Below are 22,004 nucleotides of genomic sequence, written 5' to 3'. Positions count from 1 at the left end.
GCGTCAGATAAAATTTTTATAAGCACCAGGCATACAAATAAAATTAATTATTAGCTTCTGGCGACTCAATTCATTATTTTGATAAACCTGTATGCCCTTTTGAAAAAAGACATCTTAAAATATATTTTCTACCATGCCTTGCTATTTACAATCTTCCACATCAACAACTTTATCTTATTCTTAACAAATCGGGTTCCAAGTTCATCTCCTGGATTATATATACAGTTATCACTGGAACAGAAAACAGGCTTCCTTGCTTCCCGACAAATAAGTTTTGCTTGATCAGAGTTTTCTTCAACGAATAAATCTGTCGCTGACGTGATGAACGTCTTTACTTTGAACCTAACAAGAGAGTCCATCGCCATAACATCAGTATCGTTGTTAGCCAAAACGAGGTTTCGATATGTAATCCCGTTGCTCTTTAGTAAGATTTCTACCTCATTGCGGCTTGATTCTTTCTGGCTAGATACGATCGTATTAATATCTCTTGATGGTATATATCGAAAGCGAGCTGTGGGCTTGTCACTGACAGACTCGCCTTCGGCAATCATACCCTCGAGACAAATACACGATCTATTCATGACATTGTGATGAAATATGTTCCATTCGAAAGCCCTAGGATGAGGAAGGAATTCAAGAATAATATCTACATCACTCCTGATTGGTTTCCCTGAATAAACGGCCAGAGTCGTTGCACGGGAAGCTAACCACTCAGGAACCGCTTCAATTTCGCTTCTTATTGACTTTCCACTCATTATGCTGTCATCCACAATGAGAACCTTTTTTGCCTCCCAAGGAGAACTCAATTCTTTTCTTACTCCACGGGTAAGCCCTCTTTTCAATGGATAGTTGTTCACCCAAGATGAGATATCCGTGCAGTTCACATTCAGAGCAAGTGCAATCATATAAGCAGGTACCATACCACTTCTGGGAACCCCAACGACTAAGTCCCACTCACCGGAAAATTTTCCAAAATTCTTTGTAATATCCCTACCGAGATCACCATATGACTTGAACTGTATCTGCATTAAGTTTTCTCCGATAACTCGCTCAATATATTCAGCAACAGCTATCTATCACATATTTAACTGATACATATAGGAACATGGAGACCACTGATAAAAACCTATTGCATCAGAGAACAGATACTCTAAAAAGATACACTTAGGATATGAGCATCGAGGCTGTTAATGCTTTCTGAGGATATAATATAAACAACGATTAATTAATTTTTATTTAGCAGCAATAGTATCAAATGGTTTTTCCGCCATATTCTGAAGTTCAGGTTTCCCTATACCCATTGCTTCAAGCATAATGGCATTCACTTTATGCACATCGTATTTATCTTTAGCAATTTCGTAGGAGCGTCGCCCCATGGTTTGCATTAATGCGGGTCGGTCAATAAAGTGCTGCATGGCATTAACCAATGCGTCAACATCTTTTACGGGTACCAAGTAGCCGTTTTCGCCATCAATTACGGTTTCTCGACAGCCAGGTGCATCGGTGGTGATCACCGCTCGCCCCATAGACATAGCTTCCAAGATTGAACGCGGTGTGCCTTCCCGGTAATAGCTAGGCAGTACAAAAACGCTGCTCTCAGTAAGTGCCGGCCGCACATCACTCAGCCAACCTAAATGTTCAAGAAAACCTTCCCCTACCCAGGTAGCCAATTCTTGTTGCGTAATTGTATCGGGATTGCTATCGATATCACCGGCTAGTTGAAACACGACTTCAGGATGCTGCTGTTTGATTTTCCTAGCTGCTTCTGCGTACTGACGCACGCCCTTATCGGCCAACAAACGAGCAACCAATAAAAACCGTGGTGATCCTTCAGGTAAAGGAGCTGCTGCAAAATGAGCCATATCTACCCCTGACCCATTGAGCACCTGTGAAGGAACGTGAGTATGGAGTATCTCCAAATCACGAAATAACGTTTCATCATCAGGGTTCTGAAAAAACACCCTATCTACCTTATTCAAAGCTACCGCATAGAGCCTGCGCACCAAATGAAAAACTAGCGCACGTTTACCGCGGGCCTCTCCGGCAAAGGCATACCCCAAGCCAGTGATCAATGCGTAGCGCCGTGGAACCTTCGCTAGCCAAGCAGCCAGCATCCCATACACCACGGGCTTGATGGTATACCCCAGAACAGCATCGGGACGAATATCATTCATTAAGCGATAAAGCGACTTCAGAGTAAGAAAATCGTGCCAAGGATTCAGTCCTGTTCGTTGCATAGGGATGTCATGAATAATCACACCCCAGGATTCAAGCTGTCGACATGTTATAGGATCATCATTAAGCCCTGGAGATGCCGCGTGAACTTCTAACCCTGCTTTAATCAGGCTGCGCACTAGCGGCCCACGAAAATTAACCAAGGAATAACTTGAGCCCGACACTAGCAAAAAGCGACGATTCGGTTTAGCAGCCTTAGCGTTCATAGTAACTCCTCAACAAGATACCAGACAGCATAATAGCCTTGCCCTTTAGACTGGTATCAAAGCAATATGCTTATACTGAATAGCATTAAAATTAAGTCAGACTTTCGCGCTTTTAATGGTGATGGATGAAGATAGTAAAGGACTTGGTCTGCCTACTGAGTAATAAGTAAACCCTTTCGACTCCATACGACGCGGCTCATAAATATTACGCCCATCAAAGATAGTGGGTTCAGTCAGTTGCGATTTAATAAGATCAAAATCAGGGGCCCGAAAGTTTTGCCACTCAGTGACAATAATCAAGGCGTCAGCTTTCTTCAGCGCAGCCTCTTTAGTACCACAAAGAACCAAGTGATCATTGCTCCCATAGATTCGCTGAGCTTCTTCCATGGCTTCCGGGTCATACGCCTGCACCTTGGCACCGGCGGCCCAAAATGCTTCCATAAGCACCCTGCTCGGGGCATCGCGCATATCATCAGTATTGGGCTTAAATGAAAGTCCCCAAATGGCGAAGGTTTTTGCCTTAAGTTCTGCATTAAAGTGCTGACTTACTTTATTAAATAACGTGTTTTTTTGCTCTTTATTACGTGACTCCACCGCTTTAAGTAATTTGGCGTCAAAGTCAATTGTATTCGAAACATGAATAAGTGCCTGGAGATCTTTAGGAAAGCAAGAACCACCATACCCCACGCCGGGATAAATGAAGTCGTAACCTATGCGTGGATCTGAGCCTATTCCTTTGCGCACAGCTTCAATATCAGCACCCAGGCGCTCAGCCAGGTTTGCCATTTCGTTCATAAAGCTTATTTTGGTAGCCAACATGCAGTTAGCTGCGTATTTGGTTAATTCGGCACTTTTTACATCCATCACGATGATCTTGTCGTGATTACGATTGAAGGGAGCGTATAACTCGCGCATTACTTCAATAGTGGCATCGCACTCGGTACCAATAATTATACGATCAGGTTTTTGGCAGTCAGCGACCGCACTACCTTCTTTTAGAAACTCAGGATTAGATACCACGTCAAATGCAATATCATCACGGCCGCGTCTTACCAAAACTTTTTCTACCTCAGCTCGTACTCTGTCAGCACTCCCGACAGGTACGGTAGACTTGTTGATGATAATTTGGCTCTGCTCCATATGTTCGGCAATGGTGGCAGCCACCGTCAGAACATACTTGAGATCAGCGCTACCATCTTCGTCCGGAGGAGTTCCCACAGCAATAAACTGTACTTGGCCATGTTTGACACCCGCTATCGCATCAGTGGTAAATTCAAGCCGCCCAGCAGCATGGTTTTCTTTTACCAAAGACTCTAGGCCAGGTTCATAAATAGGGATGTTGCCCTGTTTAAGTTTTTCGACCTTATTATCATCCAGATCAACACAAACAACGTGATGGCCAACTTCAGCCAGAATAGTGCCTTGAACTAGGCCAACGTAACCCGTTCCAAAAACTGTAACGTTCATTAGATTTCCTAACTGGAGAGTAGAATAAATGGAAGAACTAGAAATATTTTCACCTAGACGCGCTATGCACTTCATTCAAAGTGGTGTCTGGTTCATTTAATGAGTAGTAATTGCGGTACCATTCGACAAAGTTTGAAACACCTTGAACAACTGGAGTGGTGGGCTTATAGCCAACCATTTTTTCTAACTCACCTGAATCAGCATAGGTGTCTGGGACATCGCCAGGCTGTAAAGGCAACAGGTCCTTAATGGCTTTTCTACCTAGCGCTTTTTCAATGGCTTCGATATAGACGTTGACCGTAACAGGATCATTATTGCCGATATTGAAGATACGAAAAGGTGCATTGCTAGTAGCAGGATCCGGGTTATTACTATTCCACTCAAAAGCAGGAGCGGCTATATCATCACTGGCGCGAACAACACCTTCCACAATGTCATCCACATAGGTGAAGTCACGCGTATGACAGCCATAATTAAAAACCTGAATAGGCTCATTGGCCAAAATATTTTTGGTGAACTTAAAAAGTGCCATATCGGGTCGGCCCCAGGGGCCATAGACGGTGAAAAACCTCAGACCAGTGGTCGGCAATCCAAACAAATGACTATAGCTGTGAGCCATCATTTCGTTGGCTTTCTTAGTGGCGGCATAAAATTGAAGTGGGTGATTAGCGCCTTCATGCTCAGAAAATGGCATTAGCGTATTAGCGCCATAAACACTACTGGTACTGGCGTAAGTCAGGTGCGCAATATTGGAGTGGCGACATGCCTCCAACACATTAGTAAAGCCAATTAAGTTGCTTTCCACATAACTAAGTGGATTTTCTAGCGAGTAACGCACCCCTGCTTGGGCAGCTAGATGAATGACTCGGTCAAAGTGATGTTCATTAAAGCACTCTGCCACTGCTTGTTGGTTGGCTAGATTAGCGCGAATTGAAAGATAATCGCCCCTCGCTTCTGATGCCGTCTGATCAAGAATTTTCAGACGCGCCTCCTTAATAGCGGGATCATAATAATCATTGACACTATCAAAGCCGACGACACTATCACCGCGCTCCAACAACCGCTTAGCAGTGTGAAAGCCGATGAATCCGGCATGGCCGGTAACAAGGATCTTCATGTGATGACTCCATGACGTGGGAGTAGAGGGCATTAGACGGGAGTGGGACAAATAACAGCGCTAATCTCAGTTGCGTACAAAGCGCTGAATATGGCGCCAGCTCACTCGCCTTAAGCCATCCAACGTCAAGGGCACCAAGGCCACTGAACGCACCATGGCAAGTAATGGACGCGGAAGTTCACTCAGGCATAAGGTTCGCGGCAACCCGGTATAGGGAAACCAACGATGTCGATAAGAGCTTTGACGGGCTGAGAGCGGCAAGTCGCCGCTAAAAAGCGAAGGCACCGCATACCAGGCATAGTTGCCTTTCAACGTTTTTATTTCATTGGGACCGGGCTGGAGAAATTCGAAATCAATAATCTTTAACCCTTGGCAAGGATCATAGATAAGGTCTTGCGGATTAAGGTCGATACATTCGTAGCCAAGACTGCGATAGTGCAAAATCACTGCTCTCACGCGCTCAATGGTCCAGATAGGCAGCAAACCATGACGAGAAAAAGGCGCACGAGGCGATAAAATATGTTCCATGCAATTGGCATAGCGCTCAAACACTAGATAATGCGGCCCAATTTCTAGCAGATGAGATACTTCTGGTAAGGGCGCACCAAGTTCGCGCGCCTTTACTTCACGCTCAAGATAACGCTCGCGCCCAGGTCGAAATGTCTTGCAAATCGCCTCAGTGCCATGAAAATCAACCAGTTCTACCTTGGCTCGGCAAACCTCTTTACTTAGGTCAGCCAGAACTGGGTAAGGTGTGCGAAAGGCGGCATTATTGCTTAGGGCTGCTGCACGTATTTTACCGATCAGTTCAGGGATCAACGTGCTGAGATACTCAAGCGCTTGGCTTGCATAGCAGGAACAATGTATTGGACTTAGCGGTTCCTCTTTGCCCTCCCCCCGATAAACTGTGGATTTGAAAGCTGCTTTGACAATAAGTACCCGTAGATTATTGGCCTGTTCAGGTACGTTACTTGAAGTCCGCTTCTCCGTTACTGGATGGACATCCTGAACCACTAGGAGAAAAACAGGCAGGGATCCGCTGCTGGAGTATTTTCCTGGCTCCTGTTCATCATCAATCAGCCACTGAGCAAGCGCCTGTTGTTGCCCGCCTTCGATAGGCACGCCACACAGCACATTAAATCCATAGTGATCAAGCAAATTGCGGAAGGTATCCAAATATGCCAACTCACAATCTCTGATCAGAAAAACGGTAATCCCAGATAGCCACTCTTGTTGTTCGTCATTAGATTGTTTGTTCGTCATGACTTGCCTCCTTGTGCTAAAGAGATCACTTCTTTTGAATCAGCATTGGTGACATGCTCGATAATGCTTTTCGCATCACTCAAGCAGGAAAAGATGGTGATCAGGGCGTGGATTGAACAGCTCAGCCCCTATGGCATAAGCACCTATGACATAAGCACCTATGACATAAGCACCTATGACATAAGCACCTATGACATAAGCACCTATGACATAAGCACCTATGACATAAGCACCTATGACATAAGCACCGTAATGCAGGTTATGGCTGGATAGAGATAAATTTCAGGGGGTTGCTCGGCCGCTCAGCCTTCCTTGGATATCGGGCTTAATATAGGGCCTAGCCGGGCGACTGACCTTAAAGCGGAGCTTGTTGTATCAATGGATTGACGTTGCGTATCTAAAGGCATTGCCTGACGTGCTTTCCATACCAGATCAGCTATTTCGTCCAACGGGGTGTAGTCCAAGGGTGCCGACTGCAGCAGCTGACGGATACGCAGATGATCAGTAGCGATAAACGCCTGCTCCAGTTGCTGTAGAAAGGCTTCTAGCCTCGGCCATTCCCAAAATAACTCTTTTGACGTCATGATACGATCATGCCGCGTCTTGCTGACGTCATGACCTATCAACAGTTCCTCGTACAGCTTTTCACCAGGCCGCAAGCCGGAATAGATGATTTCGATATCTCCATCGGGATGTGCAGCGTCTTTTACTTCCAGCCCCGAAAGGCGAATCATATTCATGGCCAGATCATGAATACGCACTGGCTCGCCCATATCGAGCACGAAAACCTCCCCACCCTCACCCATGGCCCCGGCCTGGATAACCAACTGCGCAGCTTCGGGAATCGTCATGAAATAGCGGGTGATATCTGGGTGTGTCACCTTAATGGGGCCGCCCTGCTCAATCTGCTGACGAAACACAGGGACAACAGAGCCGCTTGAGCCTAAAACATTGCCAAAACGCACCATGCAGAATCGTGTATTGGACTGGGCATGGGCAAAGGCTTGGCAGATAAGCTCAGTTAAACGCTTGGATGCCCCCATGGCATTGGTGGGGCGAACCGCTTTATCGGTGGATACCACAACAAAGGTTTCCACATCCGCCGACATTGCCGCCTTGGCCAGATTCAAGGTGCCTAAGACGTTATTGCTTACCCCTTGGACGAGATTGAACTCCACCATCGGCACATGCTTATATGCGGCAGCATGGTAGACGGTATGCACCTCGAAGCATTCGAATACGGCCTTGAGACTGCCCGAATGCTGCACTGAGATAAGCAAGGGTGTTAGCTCGCACCGGGACGCCGTACTTTCAATATGTTGCTTCAGCTCTTGCTCAATGGCGTACAGCGCGAATTCACAGTTGTCTACCAAAAGTAGCCGGACAGGATTTTGATTAAGTATCTGACGACACAGCTCGCTACCTATCGAGCCTCCCGCCCCTGTCACCATGACCGCTTTATCACGGATATTGGCCTCCAGTAGTTCGGGGAAAGCAGGCACCGACTCCCTACCTAATAAGTCTTCAAGCGCCACATCGCGAAGTTCGCTGATTTTGGCCCTTCCAGCGATCACATCGGCGCTTCCAGGAATTGTCTTGAGAGGTACGGAAAGTCCCGAAAGCCAATGCAATATCTCGCGTCGCCGCCAACGTGGAGCACTAGGAATGGCGAGCAGCACCATAGCGGCCTGATGTTCTTGAATTAGGGCCGCCAGTGCGACCGGCTGATGTACCCGCAGCCCCTCTACCATGGCTCCTTCCAACCCACGCCAGTCGTCAACGAAGGCCACCGGTTGGTACTCTTCTCCGTTTCGCAGCGCGGCTACCAGCTCGCAACCCGCGGCCCCTGCCCCATAGATCACCACCGGCTTGCGTTGACGGAGCTGACTATGGCGATACAATTCGCGCAACACAAAACGTAGGCTACCGATACCCAATAACAAGAACAGCGCATAGATAACAATTATCGATAGCCCAATGGGTGAGGCCGCCATGTAACTGGTCGGTGCAACTGACAAAGTCGATGCCAACACAGCAATAACGATAGTCGATACAGTGGCATGGCTCATGTAGCGAATGACAACGCGATAAAGCCCTAGCCAGCGGAAAAATAAGAGACTTATGGGAACCAGCAGGCCGATGGTCATCCACAAACCAACACTGCTTAGCGATTGTAGGCTTTCCAGATGAATCACTGTTGCAAGCTGCAGACTACCCGCGACAATAAAACCATCAATGGCCACAAGCACCCTGCGCTTTATGCAACGCGGCGTCATCGATAGCGACTTCATTAAACTGGCCATAGTTATCTCTATCCATTCTCGCGGGTTATCAGATCGCAGCGCTAGCAATCACGTCATTTCAGAGGGGGAGTTAAAAACGAAGCGTCGACGGGAAGCGGCTATCGAGCCTTGTCGGTAGAGATGCCAACAGATGACAAGTAGTATCCAGAATAGCGTCGAGCGTAGGCCGTTATGGGTAGTGGAATAGATCAATGGCCCGGCTACTCCAGCCCAAATATATAAAGGTGCTCGCCGCAATACGATGACTATCATCGATAGAAAAAGTGCTAGCCCCGGTAAGCCATAGGCAAACAACATATTAATGTAGGAAGAATGAATTTCGGCTCCGTCGTAAGGAGCAAAGCGCTCTCGTTTAGCTTCTCCCGCCCCCAATATCGCGTAGGCGGGAAAGTTCGTTAGCCGGTCAAACTTGCGCTCCTCATAAACACTATCCACTTTGCTTGGCGCTCGATCCATTCGCGCCTCGAGGTTGCGCAATACTTGCCCCTCCGAACTAATGTTGGCTATTACAATGCCTCCCAATAACAGTGGCACCACCAACAACAGACGAGCAAAGTATTTTACTTGCTTCGCATTTGCCATTGCCCAACCGACCAATACCATGACGCCTCCCCCCATAGCGGCTAATGAAGACGCAGATAAAATCCCTAGTACGCCGCTAGCCAGCCCGGCTAATGCCAAAGGCCTCATTTTCGGGTGAAAATCATCAAGCATTAACAACACCACCACGCCGCATAGCGAAAAATAGGCCAGCTGGTTGGGGTTATTAAAACTTCCAGTGGTGCGGTTAATCCCCAAGGCCAGTTGCACTAACACAAAGCCACCGGCGACCAATAGCGCAATAGACACGCTATTGCGAATCAGACTAGTGGCACGTTCACCATAAACACTCAGAAAACGCAGCAATCCCATACCAATTAAAAAATTGAACAAAAAGAACAGGGCAGGCATAAAAAAGTCTGTCGTTTCCATCACTAACGTCCAACAAAGACATACCATAACCACCCATAGCACCATTAACCCCCAACACATTGCGAAGGAAGAAACTTTCAGGTGTTTATCTCCTAGTGACATCAAAAGCATCACGCCAGCAAAAACGATCATCACAAAATCAGCCAGCTGTGGCCCACCGCTGGGAAACAAATAAAGGCTGCTTAACGCAAGGCCCACAAACAGCAACAACGCACCGATCAGGTTCATGGCGATACCTTTTTTCTTCTGTGGCTAGAGGTTAGCCATCATTTGAAAGGTATGATTGCGGCTGGCTAAATCATCATAAGTACCAGCATCACTCACTCGTCCGTCTTCAAGCATATATATGATGTCGCACTCTTTAACCGTTGCCAGGCGGTGGGCAATAAGCACCACTGTCATCTGGCCTGCAAAGCGCTGGATATCCTCCATTACACGCCGCTCGGTAATCCCATCCAGAGCGCTGGTGGCTTCATCAAAGACCAATACTCTGGCTTGTTGATAAAGGGCACGTGCGATACCCAGACGTTGGCGCTGTCCCCCTGATATCTGAACTCCTCGCTCCCCGATCCGGGTTTCAAGGCCTTCGGGAAATCGCTCAAGCAGCTCATCGAGTTGCGCCATATGCAAAGCTTCCTTAACCCTCTCAACATCAATATTTTCGCGTTCAATGGCAAAGGCAACGTTTTCAAGAATGGTGGCATCGGAAAGGAATATCTGTTGCGGCACGAACCCCACCCCCGCATGCCAATTCCGCATGTTTTCCTGCGTTAGCGCCACACTATCAATAAGTATTTGGCCTGTCTGGGGCTCAATCAGACCCAGCAACAAGTCCACAGCGGTGCTCTTTCCGCTGCCTGAAGCGCCGACTAAACCGACCATTTTGTTGGCCGGAATGGTCAATGTCAGCCCATCCAGAGCCAATGCCCGTGTTCCTGGATAGTCGAAGGCAACCTCCTGTATTGTTATCTCTCGCTGGGGCACCCATGGTATTGGCTGAGCATTTGGCTGAGGTTCACTGACGGTCTTTAACTCTTTAGTTTCACCACGGCTAGCCATTAAGTCTGCTCGGATCGCATCATAAGCCGCTAGATTGCCGCGTATTTTCGTAATCGAGGTATAGATTTTCTGGAAGCCCGGTAACATCTTGAAGCCGGCCAGGGCGTAGATTGAAAGTGCCGGCAGAATGGCACCCAAGTTGCCTTCGTAAAGGTTAAGCAGATAAAGAACCAGCAGGATTACCGAGCCGAAGGCCACCAGCTCTATAGCGTACCGGGGGGCCTCACTGAGTCCTTGCGTGACGCCTTGGCCCCGCGCTATACGATTGCTGGCCTTCTCAAAACGCGAGGTAAAACTCGCTTGACGATGCAATAAAAGGAGATCCTTAATTCCCCCGAATCCCTCGGTCATCAGTTTGAAGCGTTTCGATTGAGCCTCAGATATACGCTTGCCATTAATGCTAAGAAAGCGACGCACCGTCTGATAAAGCAACAAATAAGTGGCGAGGAATATCACCAACCCGGATATCGCGACAACGGGGTTGTAAATAAAGATAGCCAGGCTCATCAAGGTCACCATTACCGTTTTAGCGTTGAGTTCCATCGCGGGATTGATCACTTTAGTGGTCACGCGCTGGACTTCAACCGAGACCTTGCTGATCAGGTTGCTGGTGTTTTGGTTGGAATGAAATAACCAAGGCTGATGCAGGTAATAGCGATATAGGCGACTAGAGAGTTCAGCCCCCACTTGCTCACTATAGAGCGACAGCCGCCAAGTGGTATACATGGAAATAAGTGCCGCCATTAGCAGAACCCCAAGCACCAAACCGCCCAGTAGACTTAAAAAGGACTTGTGGCTTTGCGCCCCGCTATAGGCATACGCCCAGGCTAACCAGCCATCACCTTGAAGCTTGCTCATGTCACCAACCACCGCCATGAAAGGCCCTATGGCGATTACACTGGCAATTTGCGCAAGCGCCATAACGATGATCAATACCTGGAGCCCTAGTAATCGACGTCGCTGTTGTTGCGTTAACAATGAATAAAATTCGCGCAATTGATTAAGCATATTGGTTCACCGGTAAGCGTAAAGGTAGCTGCCGTAGTATCCATGGCGGCTGCTGGTCGGTTTCTTCACGCCATTTAGAATCCCTCCTTTGAGCCTCACACCAGCACTCTCAAGACGACGCTTAGCGGCTTTGATTTCGCCAGGAGGGTTAGTGTCAAAACGCACCACCATTAAACTGGTGCCGACTAACTTGCCTATTACCGAGGCATCAGTTACCGCCAGAATCGGTGGCGTATCCACGATGACCAGATCATAGTGTTTGCTCACTGTGTCTAAAAAGTCATGAAAACTCTGCTGCATCAAAAGCTCGGATGGATTAGGCGGGATACTTCCTCTTGCCACATAATCAAGCCCATCTAGATCACTATGGCGAATGGCTTCTTCCATGCTGATACGTCGTGCCAATAACTCTGAGAGCCCCTTTATGCCCTTGCCGTGAAAAGCATGGTGCAAATGTCCACGGCGCATGTCGGCATCGATTAACAACACTTTTTGTCCGGCCTGGGCACATACCGCCGCTAAGTTAGCGGCTATAAAGCTCTTACCTACTCCTGGGCTAGCACCAGTAATCATTAACCGATTATTATCGGATTCAAGCATGGCAAAATAGAGACTGGTACGCAGCCCACGTAATGCTTCCACTGCGATTTCGGCGGGTTTCTTGATAGCCAACAAGCCGCGAAAGACGTCTTGGGCTTTTTTGGAACGGCGCGGTCGAATCCGCTCGGTAAGCCCCGCCTGCTCACCTGAATTCGGCAACGTGGCATAGACAGGCAGACCTAGTTCTTCAAGCTGTTCGGGAGTCTTAATCGCTCGACTGAGCAACATACGGACAATCAGTAATAGCACTGCCAACAATGCGCCAATCAAGCCACTAACAGCGGTTATTAGCGCAATACGCGGTGCGATGGTGCCAGGACTGAGCATGGCCGCATCCAGGATACGTACGTTGCCCACCGTGCCGGCCTTCACCAAACGCATTTCTTGAAGCTGGTTGAGCAACTGCACATACACTTGCTGATTGACCTGAGTATCCCGGGTAAGGCGCAGCACTTCCTGCTGGGTCTCAGGTAATTCACCCACCAGGGCATTGAGTCGGTCACGTTCGGCTTCTAGCTGACCACGTTGTCTCAATAGCGTTTGGTAGTTGGGATGCGTGGGACGATACCTTTCAGCCAGATCCGCTTCTCGCATTGCTAGTTGACCAAGCTGGTTTTCCACATCAACTACCCGGGTAAGCAGATTCTGTGTCTCGAACGTCAGATCCACAGAGTCGCGTTGTGCTCGGTAGTCATTCAACATCCCTTCGGCATCTGACAATTGATTGCTAACCTGGGGGATTTGCTCATCAAGAAAAGCGATCTGGTTTTCTGCTTCTTCCGAATGACGCTGAACATTCTGGGTCAAAAAGACGCTGGTCAATGTATCTAACGTTGGTTGTATCTGCTCTTGATCCGAACCGTTCAACGTCAGTTCATAAACACCCGACTCTAATCCACGCGGGATGATTTCAAAGCGTTTTTTGAGCTCCCCTATAGCATTAAGCTCAGACGTGCGCACTAGCGTGAATTCAGCTCCGGGGTGCGCTTCTGCCTGACTGACAAAAAGGCGATACCCCAATTCATCATTCTGTACCGTTTCCCCGACGTTACCAGTCAGCAGTGTTTGTTCTTCCAGAAGCAACTCGAACGCCCCCCCTTCGAGAAGCCGCAACACATGCTCACTCCCAACATTTTCATCCGGAACATCAAAACGGGCGACTCGAAGCGACTCCCCGGCCCATACATAAGGATTATTCCAAGCATCTTCCGAAGAGTCTGCCAACCACTCAATAATGAATGTCGGCGTAAGGCTCTCGAACCACGCTTGGTTCACCCCATGATGAACCAGAAAGTCTCCTACCAACGGCAACCGGCGCGGCTCAACCTGGATAGCAAGGTCAAGACGCTGTGCGGTTTCCCCCAGCACCATACGTGACTGCAGAATTTCGAGCTCAGCAGAGGTGGGATTACCTTGTTGGGGCTCTCCCAATGACTCCATAAACGCCAAGTTCGACCCTCTCGTCTCTATCTGAACCAAGGCATCAGCCTGATATATTCTCGGCTGAGAACTGGCATTAAAGTAGCCAGCCAGCAGAAAAAATCCCGTCACAGACACAATAAACCAGCGATGATCGGAAAGCGTATCTACCAACTTACGCAGATTGAGGTCATCGCTCTCTTGGGGTGCTGGCGACGAAGGTGGTGAAGGGAAATTAGTCATGGTGATGCCTCATCACTCTGAAGATATAGTGCAAAATTGATACTTACAGCTCGCCAGCATCAATAGCAGACGTCGCAACATCACCCGGCAAACTGACTGATGGCAGTAGTAGTGAGATCACAGAGTTCCAGCGAGCCAGCGGCGCTGACGTCACGTAAACCACGTCCTGCGGTTGAAGAGGAAAACGTGTTCCCAGCAACAAGCGCGTGGCATCCTGAATATCCAACTGATAGACGGTAGCGATCTTCTCGCTTCCAGGGGGATTTCCTCGCACTACGAAAATGCCCGACGGCTCAGCACGGTTTTCATTGACACCACCGGCTCTTCCCAATGCATCCGTCAACGTAATGCGTTCATTACCCAGGGCAATGGCACCGGGACGGCTGACTTGCCCTAGAACGATAACGTTTTGATTTTCCATAGTGGGTATGTGCAGTAGGTCGCCATTGCGAAGTAATCGATTCTGCGTCATGTCCCCTTGACGCATCATGGCGTAAAGCGATATCACCTCTTCGCCACCATTGCGGCTTAGTTTGACATTGCGCCAATCCGCATTATCACGCGCGCCACCTACTGCACTAATAGCATCAAGTACCGTCATCGGCACGATGGTTAATGGCAGAGTACCGGGGGTTTCCACGGCGCCGCTGATATATACTTTCTGAGAGTTAAACGCCGCAATACCTACCTCTACTTGGGGCTCATTGATCACTTCGGACAGCCGCCGTGCGATTAACTCGCGCACCTCGTCAAGCGTCATACCCTCGACCCTCACACGCCCCACGTAGGGGTAGAACATCGTGCCATTGGGTCGTATCCGATTACCGGTTTCCGCAGCGGAGCGCTCTGCACCTGCCGGAATAGTCAATTCGGGATGGTCGTAGACAATCACGCTTAAAATATCCCCAGGCCCTACCCGATATTCATAACTTTGTACTTCTTGATTCAATGCCTGAGATGTTGCTTGCGTGGTAGGTGCTTGCGGAACATACAATGTATCTACAAACTCAGGCGTAATGGGTTGTACGTCCACTCGACCATCCAGCGATTGTTCGAGCTTGCTATCATCAATATGTCCACCAGGGGCCATGGCGCAGCCACTTAAGGCCACTAGAAGCAGGATAAACGTCAGATAGTGAACCCACCGCACTGGTTTTTTTCTGGTTTTTATACCTGCTATTGCTTTGAAATTAGTCATTTTTTGTTCCCTTTGTTTTGTGTCTTACCACGCTACCGCCCGGGGATTGTTAACGGCATTTCCCTGAGCCTTATTTGGAAACTCGTCTTAGCGGCTCTGACTTCGAACCGCCATAAGACATGAATGCCAGTACGGCAGACATATATAAGGTTACATAAAAAAACAAAACAGATACGTTGATTTACTTCATTGCAGAGGGTGAGATAGCTAACGCTATTTAGACGTGCAGAAATGAGATTGGCGTTATGGAAAGGAGGAAACAACATCATGCCTAGCGGGTAAGTAACATTAATTTCTTAATACCAATAAAAATTTTATTTTTAAAAAATAAGAAGTTGTAAAAAATAACATAAGAAGCAATCGCAAGTTACAATCGCAGAACAATTGTAATATTCCCAGATTTACGGGATGACTTAGTGACAGTGGACACACAGGAAAAAGGCTGCCCTCAAGGGACGGCCACCAGTCGGTCTTTGAATTAGTTCACGTCTTGTTAGGTTTCCACCGCTCCTTCAGCGCCGTCTTGAGGGGACGTGGAAGGCCAGATAGGAGTCTTCTCTTGACGGCGCGAAGAAGGCGTTTAGTGTAGCGATGTTGTCCCTTTTTGGGTGAAGTGTTGCTGGCCGCTGTATAGACTTGGTTGCCTTCACAGCAATAAACGGCTTTTCCCGCTATTTTTGCAATACTTGAAGCCTGGCTGGCACTACTTTCAATAAAGAGTGTGTAATCGGAGTTCTTGTAGAACAAGCCCTTATGCGTAGAGTGAACGCCCTGGCGCTGGCGTTCCTCCTTCGAAGGCAAATCCAGCATGACCAAGCGCTCATACTCAATGCCCTGCTGCTTAAGCCACATCTCTGTATGGCTTCGGTACTTCTCGAGCCGGTTGGTTACCAAGCAGCCAATTCGACCTGCAGGCAGGTAAAGAAGCTCAGCGTTATCCAAGAATGCAATGTACTCCTCTCCATCATCGTTCTGATGGGCGGTAGGGTCGACGCACAGCACACCATCGATATCGACACACGCTCGGGAAAGCATGGCGGGAGTGAAAAGGTTCCACTGGAAAGCCTGGGGTGATTCGAGAGTGTAAAAATGAATGTCGACATATTGCTCACCAGCGGGATCTGCATAGATCGCCAAAGTATCAATTAAACACGGGCAACTGCCGGGGATAGCATCCTGTGCTTCCTGCACCGTCCTCCCGGTTATGACACTATCATCAACTAGCAGTACTTTTTTCGCTTCCCACGCAGAGGTCAGTTCACTTTGAGCCTTTCTGCGCAAGCGGGTTTTTAGCGGTTGATTGGCAATGAACTCTGGGAGCCCTACCACATCGACATGTAAGCCCAACGCAATCATGCTGGCCGGGATTATCCCGCTACGGGGAATACCCACCACCAGGTCGTAACCCTTTCCGTGAACTTTGAACAAGGACGCAGCGATGTCATCACTTAAATCACCATAGGATTTATAATTCATTGCCTAACCTCACCCTTTATTAAGCTTGACTAACACAACATGGAAAGTCATTTAGCATAGCCTTTATATAACTATCCTTTAATAGAACTCCCATTCAGTGACAAAACAGTGACATCCAAATGATAGCTTAATAAAATCCTCATAAAACACTACTCTAGAGAACAACAAAAATTCATGAAAAAATCGTATAAACAAAAAATAAAAACACTAATCACTAATAATTTATATTTAAAAAACTAGAAAAATTATCTTAAAATATTTTTAACGACAAATAAACCCCTCTTTGACATGCCCATCAGCCATGTCAAAGAAAGACCCAAAAGGTAAAATAGGAAGGAAAAAGAAGTGAAGACGATGTCTCTAGAGTTTCTCAGCCCATGTGAGGGTAGCGTCTTTGAGTAACGTATGTATATGCTCGAAAACTTCCATGGATTTGCGGTACGGATCGGGAATATTGCGTCCTTTGCTACTGTCCAGCCAACGACCTAGCAGTAGCGTCTTGCCTAAGGCTTGGGGTACCTGCTGCCCAACAGCTCGACGCTGGCCCTCTGACATCACCAGAATGAGATCGGCTTCCTGTATCATTGTCACGGTTAACTGACGTGCCTTGTGATTAGCAACATCCAAGCCATCGGCCTCGGCCAATTGACGTGCAAACGGCGATACAGGCTCGCCTTCCAAGGCGCCTAAGCCTGCGGAACTGATATGACGCTCGGGTAGCCGCTGTCTAAGCAATGCCTCAGCGACGGGACTTCGACAAATATTACCGGTACACACCACTAAAATACGCTCGAACATGTCTTACTTATCTCCTAGGTAAGCAGAAAAACACGTTTTCAAATTCGACACATTCAATGCTCCCACTGAATGGCAAGTAACCCAAGGGTTTCATAGATAGCCCTTTCGGTCTTACGTAGCTCTCGCGCAGAGGGCAGCCAATAAGCTAGCCCTAAGCCCTCAGCTCGATCAGCCAAATAATGGGTAGGTGCAGCGACTGGGGCTAGGCCTGCCGCCTCGAAATGACGCATCGCGCGCGGCATATGCGACGCTGATGTCACCACCAAGACTTGCGCACCTTCGCCAAACAGCGCCTGCACCGCCTTGGCCTCTTCAGCCGTATCGTTGGGGGACGCAAGCGTAATAATACTCTTTGAGGGCACCCCCAATGCCTCTGCAGCTTCGGCATAGCCATGAGCCATCGTCATTTTTGAGTCTTTCCCTCCACCTGACACTACCAATAGCAGGTCTGGGCGCTGATGCCACAAGCGCAGACCTTCCATAAGGCGCAACCCCGAACCTTCGCTGAATCTACCGGTTATTGACCAAGGGCGATCAGGCTGCCAACCACCCCCGAGGACTACTACTGCTTCTATGTCCTGCACCTCAGGCCATTGCTCCCAAGCGGCATACTTCGACTCAAAAGGCCTCAGCAAATTATCTGCCACGGGTGCCCAGGCCGCCAGCAGTAGCAAGAGCATTGCCAACGTCATTATGCTGCCACCAAGGCGATGCCGACCCAGCTTTCGAATTGACCACCCAATTGTAAAAGTGACTGCCATCAGTGACATTGGCATCAGCAGTATCGCCGTCAGGCTTTTCATTAGTGTGTACATGGCAACCATTTTGCGGGACTTGATCGGAAACGTGAATCCAAAGAAAAATCAGCCAGCTAGCATATACTGCTACGCCTGCCGGATATGCAAAGAAAGAATAGCTTAAACCGAAACTCATAAAAGCAATTGGCAGCAACATGCCAGCTACTGCATAAGAACGCTGGAGGGAGCTTTCAGAGCGCAAACCTGGAAAAAAAAGCCACAGGGGAATGAGGTAAAGACTCACGACCATAAGCAAACCTGGCAGACCTCTTCGCACCCAGGCGTCCAGGAGGTCGTTATGTGCATGCCAGTAATTGCCTAACTCAGGGCTTAGCACGCCTTGCGCCTCAAGTCTTTGCATGGCGGGTAAATAACCCTGATGTCCGTAACCCACAAAAGGACGCTCATAAATTAGCCTGATTGCACCACGATACATTTCCAGGCGAGCCCCGACGGAGCCATAGTCGGTGCTTTCTGTATAGCGATGCACCTCGGCCACCGCCTTATCCACCCGTTTTTCTACACCGCTATAGGGCGTCGCATATGCCCCTATCATCACCGCTATTAAAGCAATCAGTGCCAGCCATCGCCATATCGCTCGCCAGCGACGCGCATAACCGCAATAAAATACCCATATCACTAGCGGCAATGCCAACCATCCACCCCGAGTGCCAGAAAGCACAGAGGCTAGCACACCTCCCATTGCGCCACTCAGCAAAAGCATTACCCAAATAAAACGTGTTGAACGCTGTTGCCAGGCCCAGCCCAGCCCGGCCAAACATAACAACGCCACCAATAGCGCAAGATTGCCAAAAAAAATCGAATGTAACGGCGGATGCCCTGTGGCGCGGGTTAAACCAACTATCCATTTTTGCCAGGCTGCCCACCCCCCTGTACTCAATCCACTCAACACCAAACCAAACCACCACGCAGAAGCCCTTGGCGGTACACGCCGAATTATCACAAAGGCCAATGCCGCAAGCCAGGCGGCACTCGCCAACGGCATGGCTTTATTTAAGCTTGAATGCCAAACGCCAACCGCTAATTCGACTATGCCTACGCCTAATAGCAATGCCAAAAGAAGGCTATCACCACGCCCCATTGATTTTTTTAACAAGCCATGACCGTGTCGTTTATTCCTGGCAACAATCGCCCATATGATGGCAACCCCCAACCCTAACCAATAGCCAAAGGGGGCCAATAGCGGTAGCACGGTGATTGCTAAAGCTTGCATGCAATGTTTGCCTTGTAGGTCACGGAAGTGCTTATGCTTTTATTGCCTCACCCGATCTCCGCTTCCTCTGCCCATCACCGTTAGCACCAGGTAACGGAAATACGTTGGCACCGCCATAGCCGACAACATTTTTTGATCCGTTTCTGCTAGTAACTGAGGCGTAGACATATCAATGTCGTTAATTTGCGCCAGTCCGGTAATACCCGGTCGAACATTGTATACCCCACGCTCGGAACGCTCTTTGATCAACTCATGTTGTGTGAATAAGCATGGACGAGGCCCCACAAGGCTCATATCCCCCTTCAATACATTCCATAGCTGGGGTAACTCATCCAGCTTGGTGCGGCGTAAGAAAAGACCGAATTTGGTAATTGAGGAAGAATCTGCAAGATGCGAAGCAACCCAGGCCGTATCAAGCTTCATAGTACGAAACTTGACCAGTACAAAGGGCTGACCACGATATCCCACCCGCTCTTGCAAAAACAGAGGTGACCCCGTATCCCAGTAGCCAATTATGGTTAGTATCAATAATAATGGCAGACCAATCATTAGGCCCGTGGCGGCAAAAAAGATATCTAAGAAACGTAGTATTTTAGTCATGATATCAAAGCTCGCAGGGTTAATTCACAAGTATTACCTTATAAAATAAGGACTTGGTAAATTTTATACTACAACAACCATGCGCTTTATTTTTAACCAGTTTAAGTAATTAAAGATTAGCGCACTCGGTGAGTAGTATATAAACTGCGTGCTTATATAGCCATAACGGTTAATCTAATGATTTTTAAAATAACCAATCAGACTATTTTACTAGCCGTAATATCTAAAAATTAAATAAAAATAATCAGCAGTATTTTTCGCTAGTCGTTTTACTTAAAAAACAATACAACGAATACTATTTTTAATGGATATCCGTAGTAAACCCCATCGAATCACTACGTTTATTTCAGTCGAAAAAACCAGTCCAGATGAGATAATGTGTAAAATCCTGAACGGCATTTTTTTATGCTGCGAGATATGCATGGGTGTAATTGTAAAAAAACGGGTGGTTATGCTGCGAAAGAGGATCTGATTCAAAAGGAGACACTTTTGCTACAGACTAAGGTTTATACGAAAAGTCAGCGAACGCTGTCACGAGCAGGTAGTAATTGTACAAAGGGTAACGCGGGGAAGTTGCCTGAAGAAGTTGTTGCCCGAAGAAGTTGCCTGAAATGGAGGCGGCCCCAAAAGCCACATCCCGGCACACGCAGCCACCACTACCGTTGCTCCCTTCCGGGCCTGGCGGGGTTCGCAGTTTAGCGTTGCGGGAGGACCTAAGGGGCCACCATAACGGCACACTCTGTGATGTAACATACTGCTTTACAGCAATAGCGAGTGTGCTGAGGTTGATGTGGTGGCTACGCCCTGATTTGAACAGGGGACCCCATCATTATGAGTGATGTGCTCTAACCAGCTGAGCTACGTAGCCTTTTCCTCATCAACGGGTGTAGATTATGCCTACCTTAATGGCGAAAGGCAAGCCGGATTCCGGCTTGCCTTGGTCGTCAATAAAGCGTATCGAAACCGCCTTACTGGATAGCGGCGCGCACGGCCTCTGCTCCAGGCTCGCCGTCGCGGGTTGTCACACCGTCTAACCACTCATCCAGCACGCCATCATTGGCTTTCAAGTAGTCACGCGCGGCATCACGAGGGTCTACGCCATCGTCCATTATCGCGCTCATCAATTGGTTTTCCATTTCCAAGGTAAACGTCATATTGCGTAATAACGCTCCTACATTGGGGCACTCATCCACAAAACCTGCACGAGTATTGGTGTGCACCGTTGCACCGCCTAAATCTGGGCCAAAGTAATCATCGGCATCAGAAAGATAGGCCATGTCGAAGTTAGAGTTCATGGGGTGCGGCTCCCAGCCCAGGAACACCATCCACTGCTCGTTGGGCACCCGGGCGCGCAGTTCTGCTAGCATTCCCGCTTCACTGGAATCGACCACCTGCCAATCGCCTAACCCATAGGCGTCGTCATCGATCATCTGCTCGATTAGCTCGTTGCCGTCGTTCCCTGCTTCGATACCGTGCACGCTGCTGTCAAACTGGTCTGCGTGCTCTGCTAAATCGTTAACCGACGTCACGCCCGCATCATAAACGTATTGAGGAACCGCCAGTGTGTACTTGGCCCCTTCCAAGTTAGTTGCCAGACGTTCGACTTCACCGCGCTCGATGTAAGGATCGCTAATGGAGGCCATGGAGGGCATCCAATTACCCAGGAATACATCGAAATCATTGTTACGCATACCAGCGTAGGCAATCGGTACGGAAACTGTATCCACTGTCGGCTCATACCCCAGCCCCTCAAGGACTTCGCTGGCGAGCGCAGTAGTGGCGGTAATATCTGTCCAGCCCACTTCGGCAAAACGCACGCTGCTGCATTCATTGGCGTAAGCTGCCGTTGGCAAACCCGCCGCCAGTAATAAAGCACCCGCGTAGCGTGAAGAAATTCTGCTCATCATCGTTGTCCCCTTAAAACAATAAATATTGTCGGCGCCTTTTTATTGATTGAACGTTCAATAAAAAAATGCCATCATGGTTAGGTAATCATGTCTACGCCGGGG

16 protein-coding genes, 1 tRNA gene and 1 other RNA gene are annotated in these 22,004 nt (G+C 48.4%); all 18 read right to left on the bottom strand.

Annotation, left to right across the window (positions count from 1 at the left end; all coding sequences use genetic code 11):
• Positions 1–128: 128 nt before the first annotated feature.
• The gene (locus tag J7J49_RS22245; protein ID WP_064233029.1) at positions 129–1,028 is read right to left on the bottom strand and encodes a phosphoribosyltransferase family protein; all 900 of its coding nucleotides are present in this window, start codon (positions 1,026–1,028) and stop codon (positions 129–131) included.
• A 204-nt stretch (positions 1,029–1,232) separates the two neighbouring features.
• Positions 1,233–2,441: a glycosyltransferase family 4 protein gene (locus J7J49_RS22240; RefSeq protein ID WP_215095765.1), complete on the bottom strand. Its 1,209-nt coding sequence runs from the start codon at positions 2,439–2,441 to the stop codon at positions 1,233–1,235.
• Between the two features lie 96 nt (positions 2,442–2,537).
• Entirely contained in the window at positions 2,538–3,908 is a 1,371-nt protein-coding gene (locus J7J49_RS22235) for a UDP-glucose dehydrogenase family protein (RefSeq protein ID WP_215095763.1), read from the bottom strand.
• A gap of 49 nt (positions 3,909–3,957) precedes the next feature.
• Positions 3,958–5,025, bottom strand: a complete 1,068-nt coding sequence (locus J7J49_RS22230) for an NAD-dependent epimerase (RefSeq protein WP_215095761.1) — start codon at positions 5,023–5,025, stop codon at positions 3,958–3,960.
• Between the two features lie 66 nt (positions 5,026–5,091).
• Positions 5,092–6,288, bottom strand: coding sequence for a hypothetical protein (locus J7J49_RS22225; protein WP_064233033.1), 1,197 nt, complete (start codon positions 6,286–6,288; stop codon positions 5,092–5,094).
• Positions 6,289–6,590: 302 nt separating this feature from the next.
• Positions 6,591–8,591: a polysaccharide biosynthesis protein gene (locus tag J7J49_RS22220; RefSeq protein WP_215095759.1), complete on the bottom strand. Its 2,001-nt coding sequence runs from the start codon at positions 8,589–8,591 to the stop codon at positions 6,591–6,593.
• A 48-nt stretch (positions 8,592–8,639) separates the two neighbouring features.
• Positions 8,640–9,791, bottom strand: a complete 1,152-nt coding sequence (locus J7J49_RS22215) for an O-antigen ligase family protein (RefSeq protein WP_215095757.1) — start codon at positions 9,789–9,791, stop codon at positions 8,640–8,642.
• Between the two features lie 24 nt (positions 9,792–9,815).
• Entirely contained in the window at positions 9,816–11,543 is a 1,728-nt protein-coding gene (locus tag J7J49_RS22210) for an ABC transporter ATP-binding protein (protein ID WP_251048457.1), read from the bottom strand.
• Between the two features lie 93 nt (positions 11,544–11,636).
• Entirely contained in the window at positions 11,637–13,892 is a 2,256-nt protein-coding gene (locus tag J7J49_RS22205; RefSeq protein ID WP_064233037.1) for a polysaccharide biosynthesis tyrosine autokinase, read from the bottom strand.
• Between the two features lie 43 nt (positions 13,893–13,935).
• The gene (locus J7J49_RS22200; RefSeq protein ID WP_064233038.1) at positions 13,936–15,090 is read right to left on the bottom strand and encodes a polysaccharide export protein; all 1,155 of its coding nucleotides are present in this window, start codon (positions 15,088–15,090) and stop codon (positions 13,936–13,938) included.
• Between the two features lie 483 nt (positions 15,091–15,573).
• Positions 15,574–16,566 carry a phosphoribosyltransferase gene (locus tag J7J49_RS22195; protein ID WP_215095753.1) on the bottom strand — a complete coding sequence of 331 codons (993 nt, stop codon included), beginning with the start codon at positions 16,564–16,566 and terminating at the stop codon, positions 15,574–15,576.
• 360 nt (positions 16,567–16,926) lie between these two features.
• Positions 16,927–17,364 carry a low molecular weight protein-tyrosine-phosphatase gene (locus J7J49_RS22190; protein ID WP_215095750.1) on the bottom strand — a complete coding sequence of 146 codons (438 nt, stop codon included), beginning with the start codon at positions 17,362–17,364 and terminating at the stop codon, positions 16,927–16,929.
• Positions 17,365–17,417: 53 nt separating this feature from the next.
• Entirely contained in the window at positions 17,418–18,056 is a 639-nt protein-coding gene (locus J7J49_RS22185) for an ElyC/SanA/YdcF family protein (protein ID WP_251048456.1), read from the bottom strand.
• Positions 18,001–19,335 (bottom strand): O-antigen ligase family protein, encoded by a 1,335-nt coding sequence (locus J7J49_RS22635; protein WP_251048455.1) that lies wholly within the window; start codon positions 19,333–19,335, stop codon positions 18,001–18,003. Before J7J49_RS22635 ends, J7J49_RS22185 begins: the two co-directional genes overlap by 56 nt.
• 99 nt (positions 19,336–19,434) lie before the next feature.
• Positions 19,435–19,995: a sugar transferase gene (locus J7J49_RS22180; RefSeq protein WP_064233184.1), complete on the bottom strand. Its 561-nt coding sequence runs from the start codon at positions 19,993–19,995 to the stop codon at positions 19,435–19,437.
• Positions 19,996–20,616: 621 nt separating this feature from the next.
• Positions 20,617–20,713: signal recognition particle sRNA small type (gene ffs / locus J7J49_RS22175), an RNA gene on the bottom strand.
• 73 nt (positions 20,714–20,786) lie between these two features.
• Positions 20,787–20,863 (bottom strand) — tRNA-Met (locus J7J49_RS22170).
• 100 nt (positions 20,864–20,963) lie between these two features.
• Entirely contained in the window at positions 20,964–21,902 is a 939-nt protein-coding gene (locus J7J49_RS22165; RefSeq protein WP_215095747.1) for a choline ABC transporter substrate-binding protein, read from the bottom strand.
• Positions 21,903–22,004: the final 102 nt, after the last annotated feature.

The sequence above is a fragment of the Halomonas sp. ISL-56 genome (assembly GCF_018612805.1).
Classification (GTDB): Bacteria; Pseudomonadota; Gammaproteobacteria; order Pseudomonadales; family Halomonadaceae; genus Vreelandella.
This window is presented reverse-complemented; position numbering and strand designations above follow the sequence as displayed.

Bases quoted from the DNA above. Each gene is read 5' to 3' on its own strand.
- J7J49_RS22230 (WP_215095761.1), bottom strand. From the start codon at position 5,025: ATGAAGATCCTTGTTACCGGCCATGCCGGATTCATCGGCTTTCACACT.
- J7J49_RS22235 (WP_215095763.1), bottom strand. From the start codon at position 3,908: ATGAACGTTACAGTTTTTGGAACGGGTTACGTTGGCCTAGTTCAAGGC.
- J7J49_RS22215 (WP_215095757.1), bottom strand. From the start codon at position 9,791: ATGAACCTGATCGGTGCGTTGTTGCTGTTTGTGGGCCTTGCGTTAAGC.
- J7J49_RS22205 (WP_064233037.1), bottom strand. From the start codon at position 13,892: ATGACTAATTTCCCTTCACCACCTTCGTCGCCAGCACCCCAAGAGAGC.
- J7J49_RS22180 (WP_064233184.1), bottom strand. From the start codon at position 19,995: ATGACTAAAATACTACGTTTCTTAGATATCTTTTTTGCCGCCACGGGC.
- J7J49_RS22190 (WP_215095750.1), bottom strand. From the start codon at position 17,364: ATGTTCGAGCGTATTTTAGTGGTGTGTACCGGTAATATTTGTCGAAGT.
- J7J49_RS22210 (WP_251048457.1), bottom strand. From the start codon at position 11,543: ATGGCGCTTGCGCAAATTGCCAGTGTAATCGCCATAGGGCCTTTCATG.
- J7J49_RS22185 (WP_251048456.1), bottom strand. From the start codon at position 18,056: ATGACGTTGGCAATGCTCTTGCTACTGCTGGCGGCCTGGGCACCCGTG.
- J7J49_RS22195 (WP_215095753.1), bottom strand. From the start codon at position 16,566: ATGAATTATAAATCCTATGGTGATTTAAGTGATGACATCGCTGCGTCC.
- J7J49_RS22200 (WP_064233038.1), bottom strand. From the start codon at position 15,090: ATGACTAATTTCAAAGCAATAGCAGGTATAAAAACCAGAAAAAAACCA.
- J7J49_RS22225 (WP_064233033.1), bottom strand. From the start codon at position 6,288: ATGACGAACAAACAATCTAATGACGAACAACAAGAGTGGCTATCTGGG.
- J7J49_RS22245 (WP_064233029.1), bottom strand. From the start codon at position 1,028: ATGCAGATACAGTTCAAGTCATATGGTGATCTCGGTAGGGATATTACA.
- J7J49_RS22165 (WP_215095747.1), bottom strand. From the start codon at position 21,902: ATGATGAGCAGAATTTCTTCACGCTACGCGGGTGCTTTATTACTGGCG.
- J7J49_RS22240 (WP_215095765.1), bottom strand. From the start codon at position 2,441: ATGAACGCTAAGGCTGCTAAACCGAATCGTCGCTTTTTGCTAGTGTCG.
- J7J49_RS22220 (WP_215095759.1), bottom strand. From the start codon at position 8,591: ATGGCCAGTTTAATGAAGTCGCTATCGATGACGCCGCGTTGCATAAAG.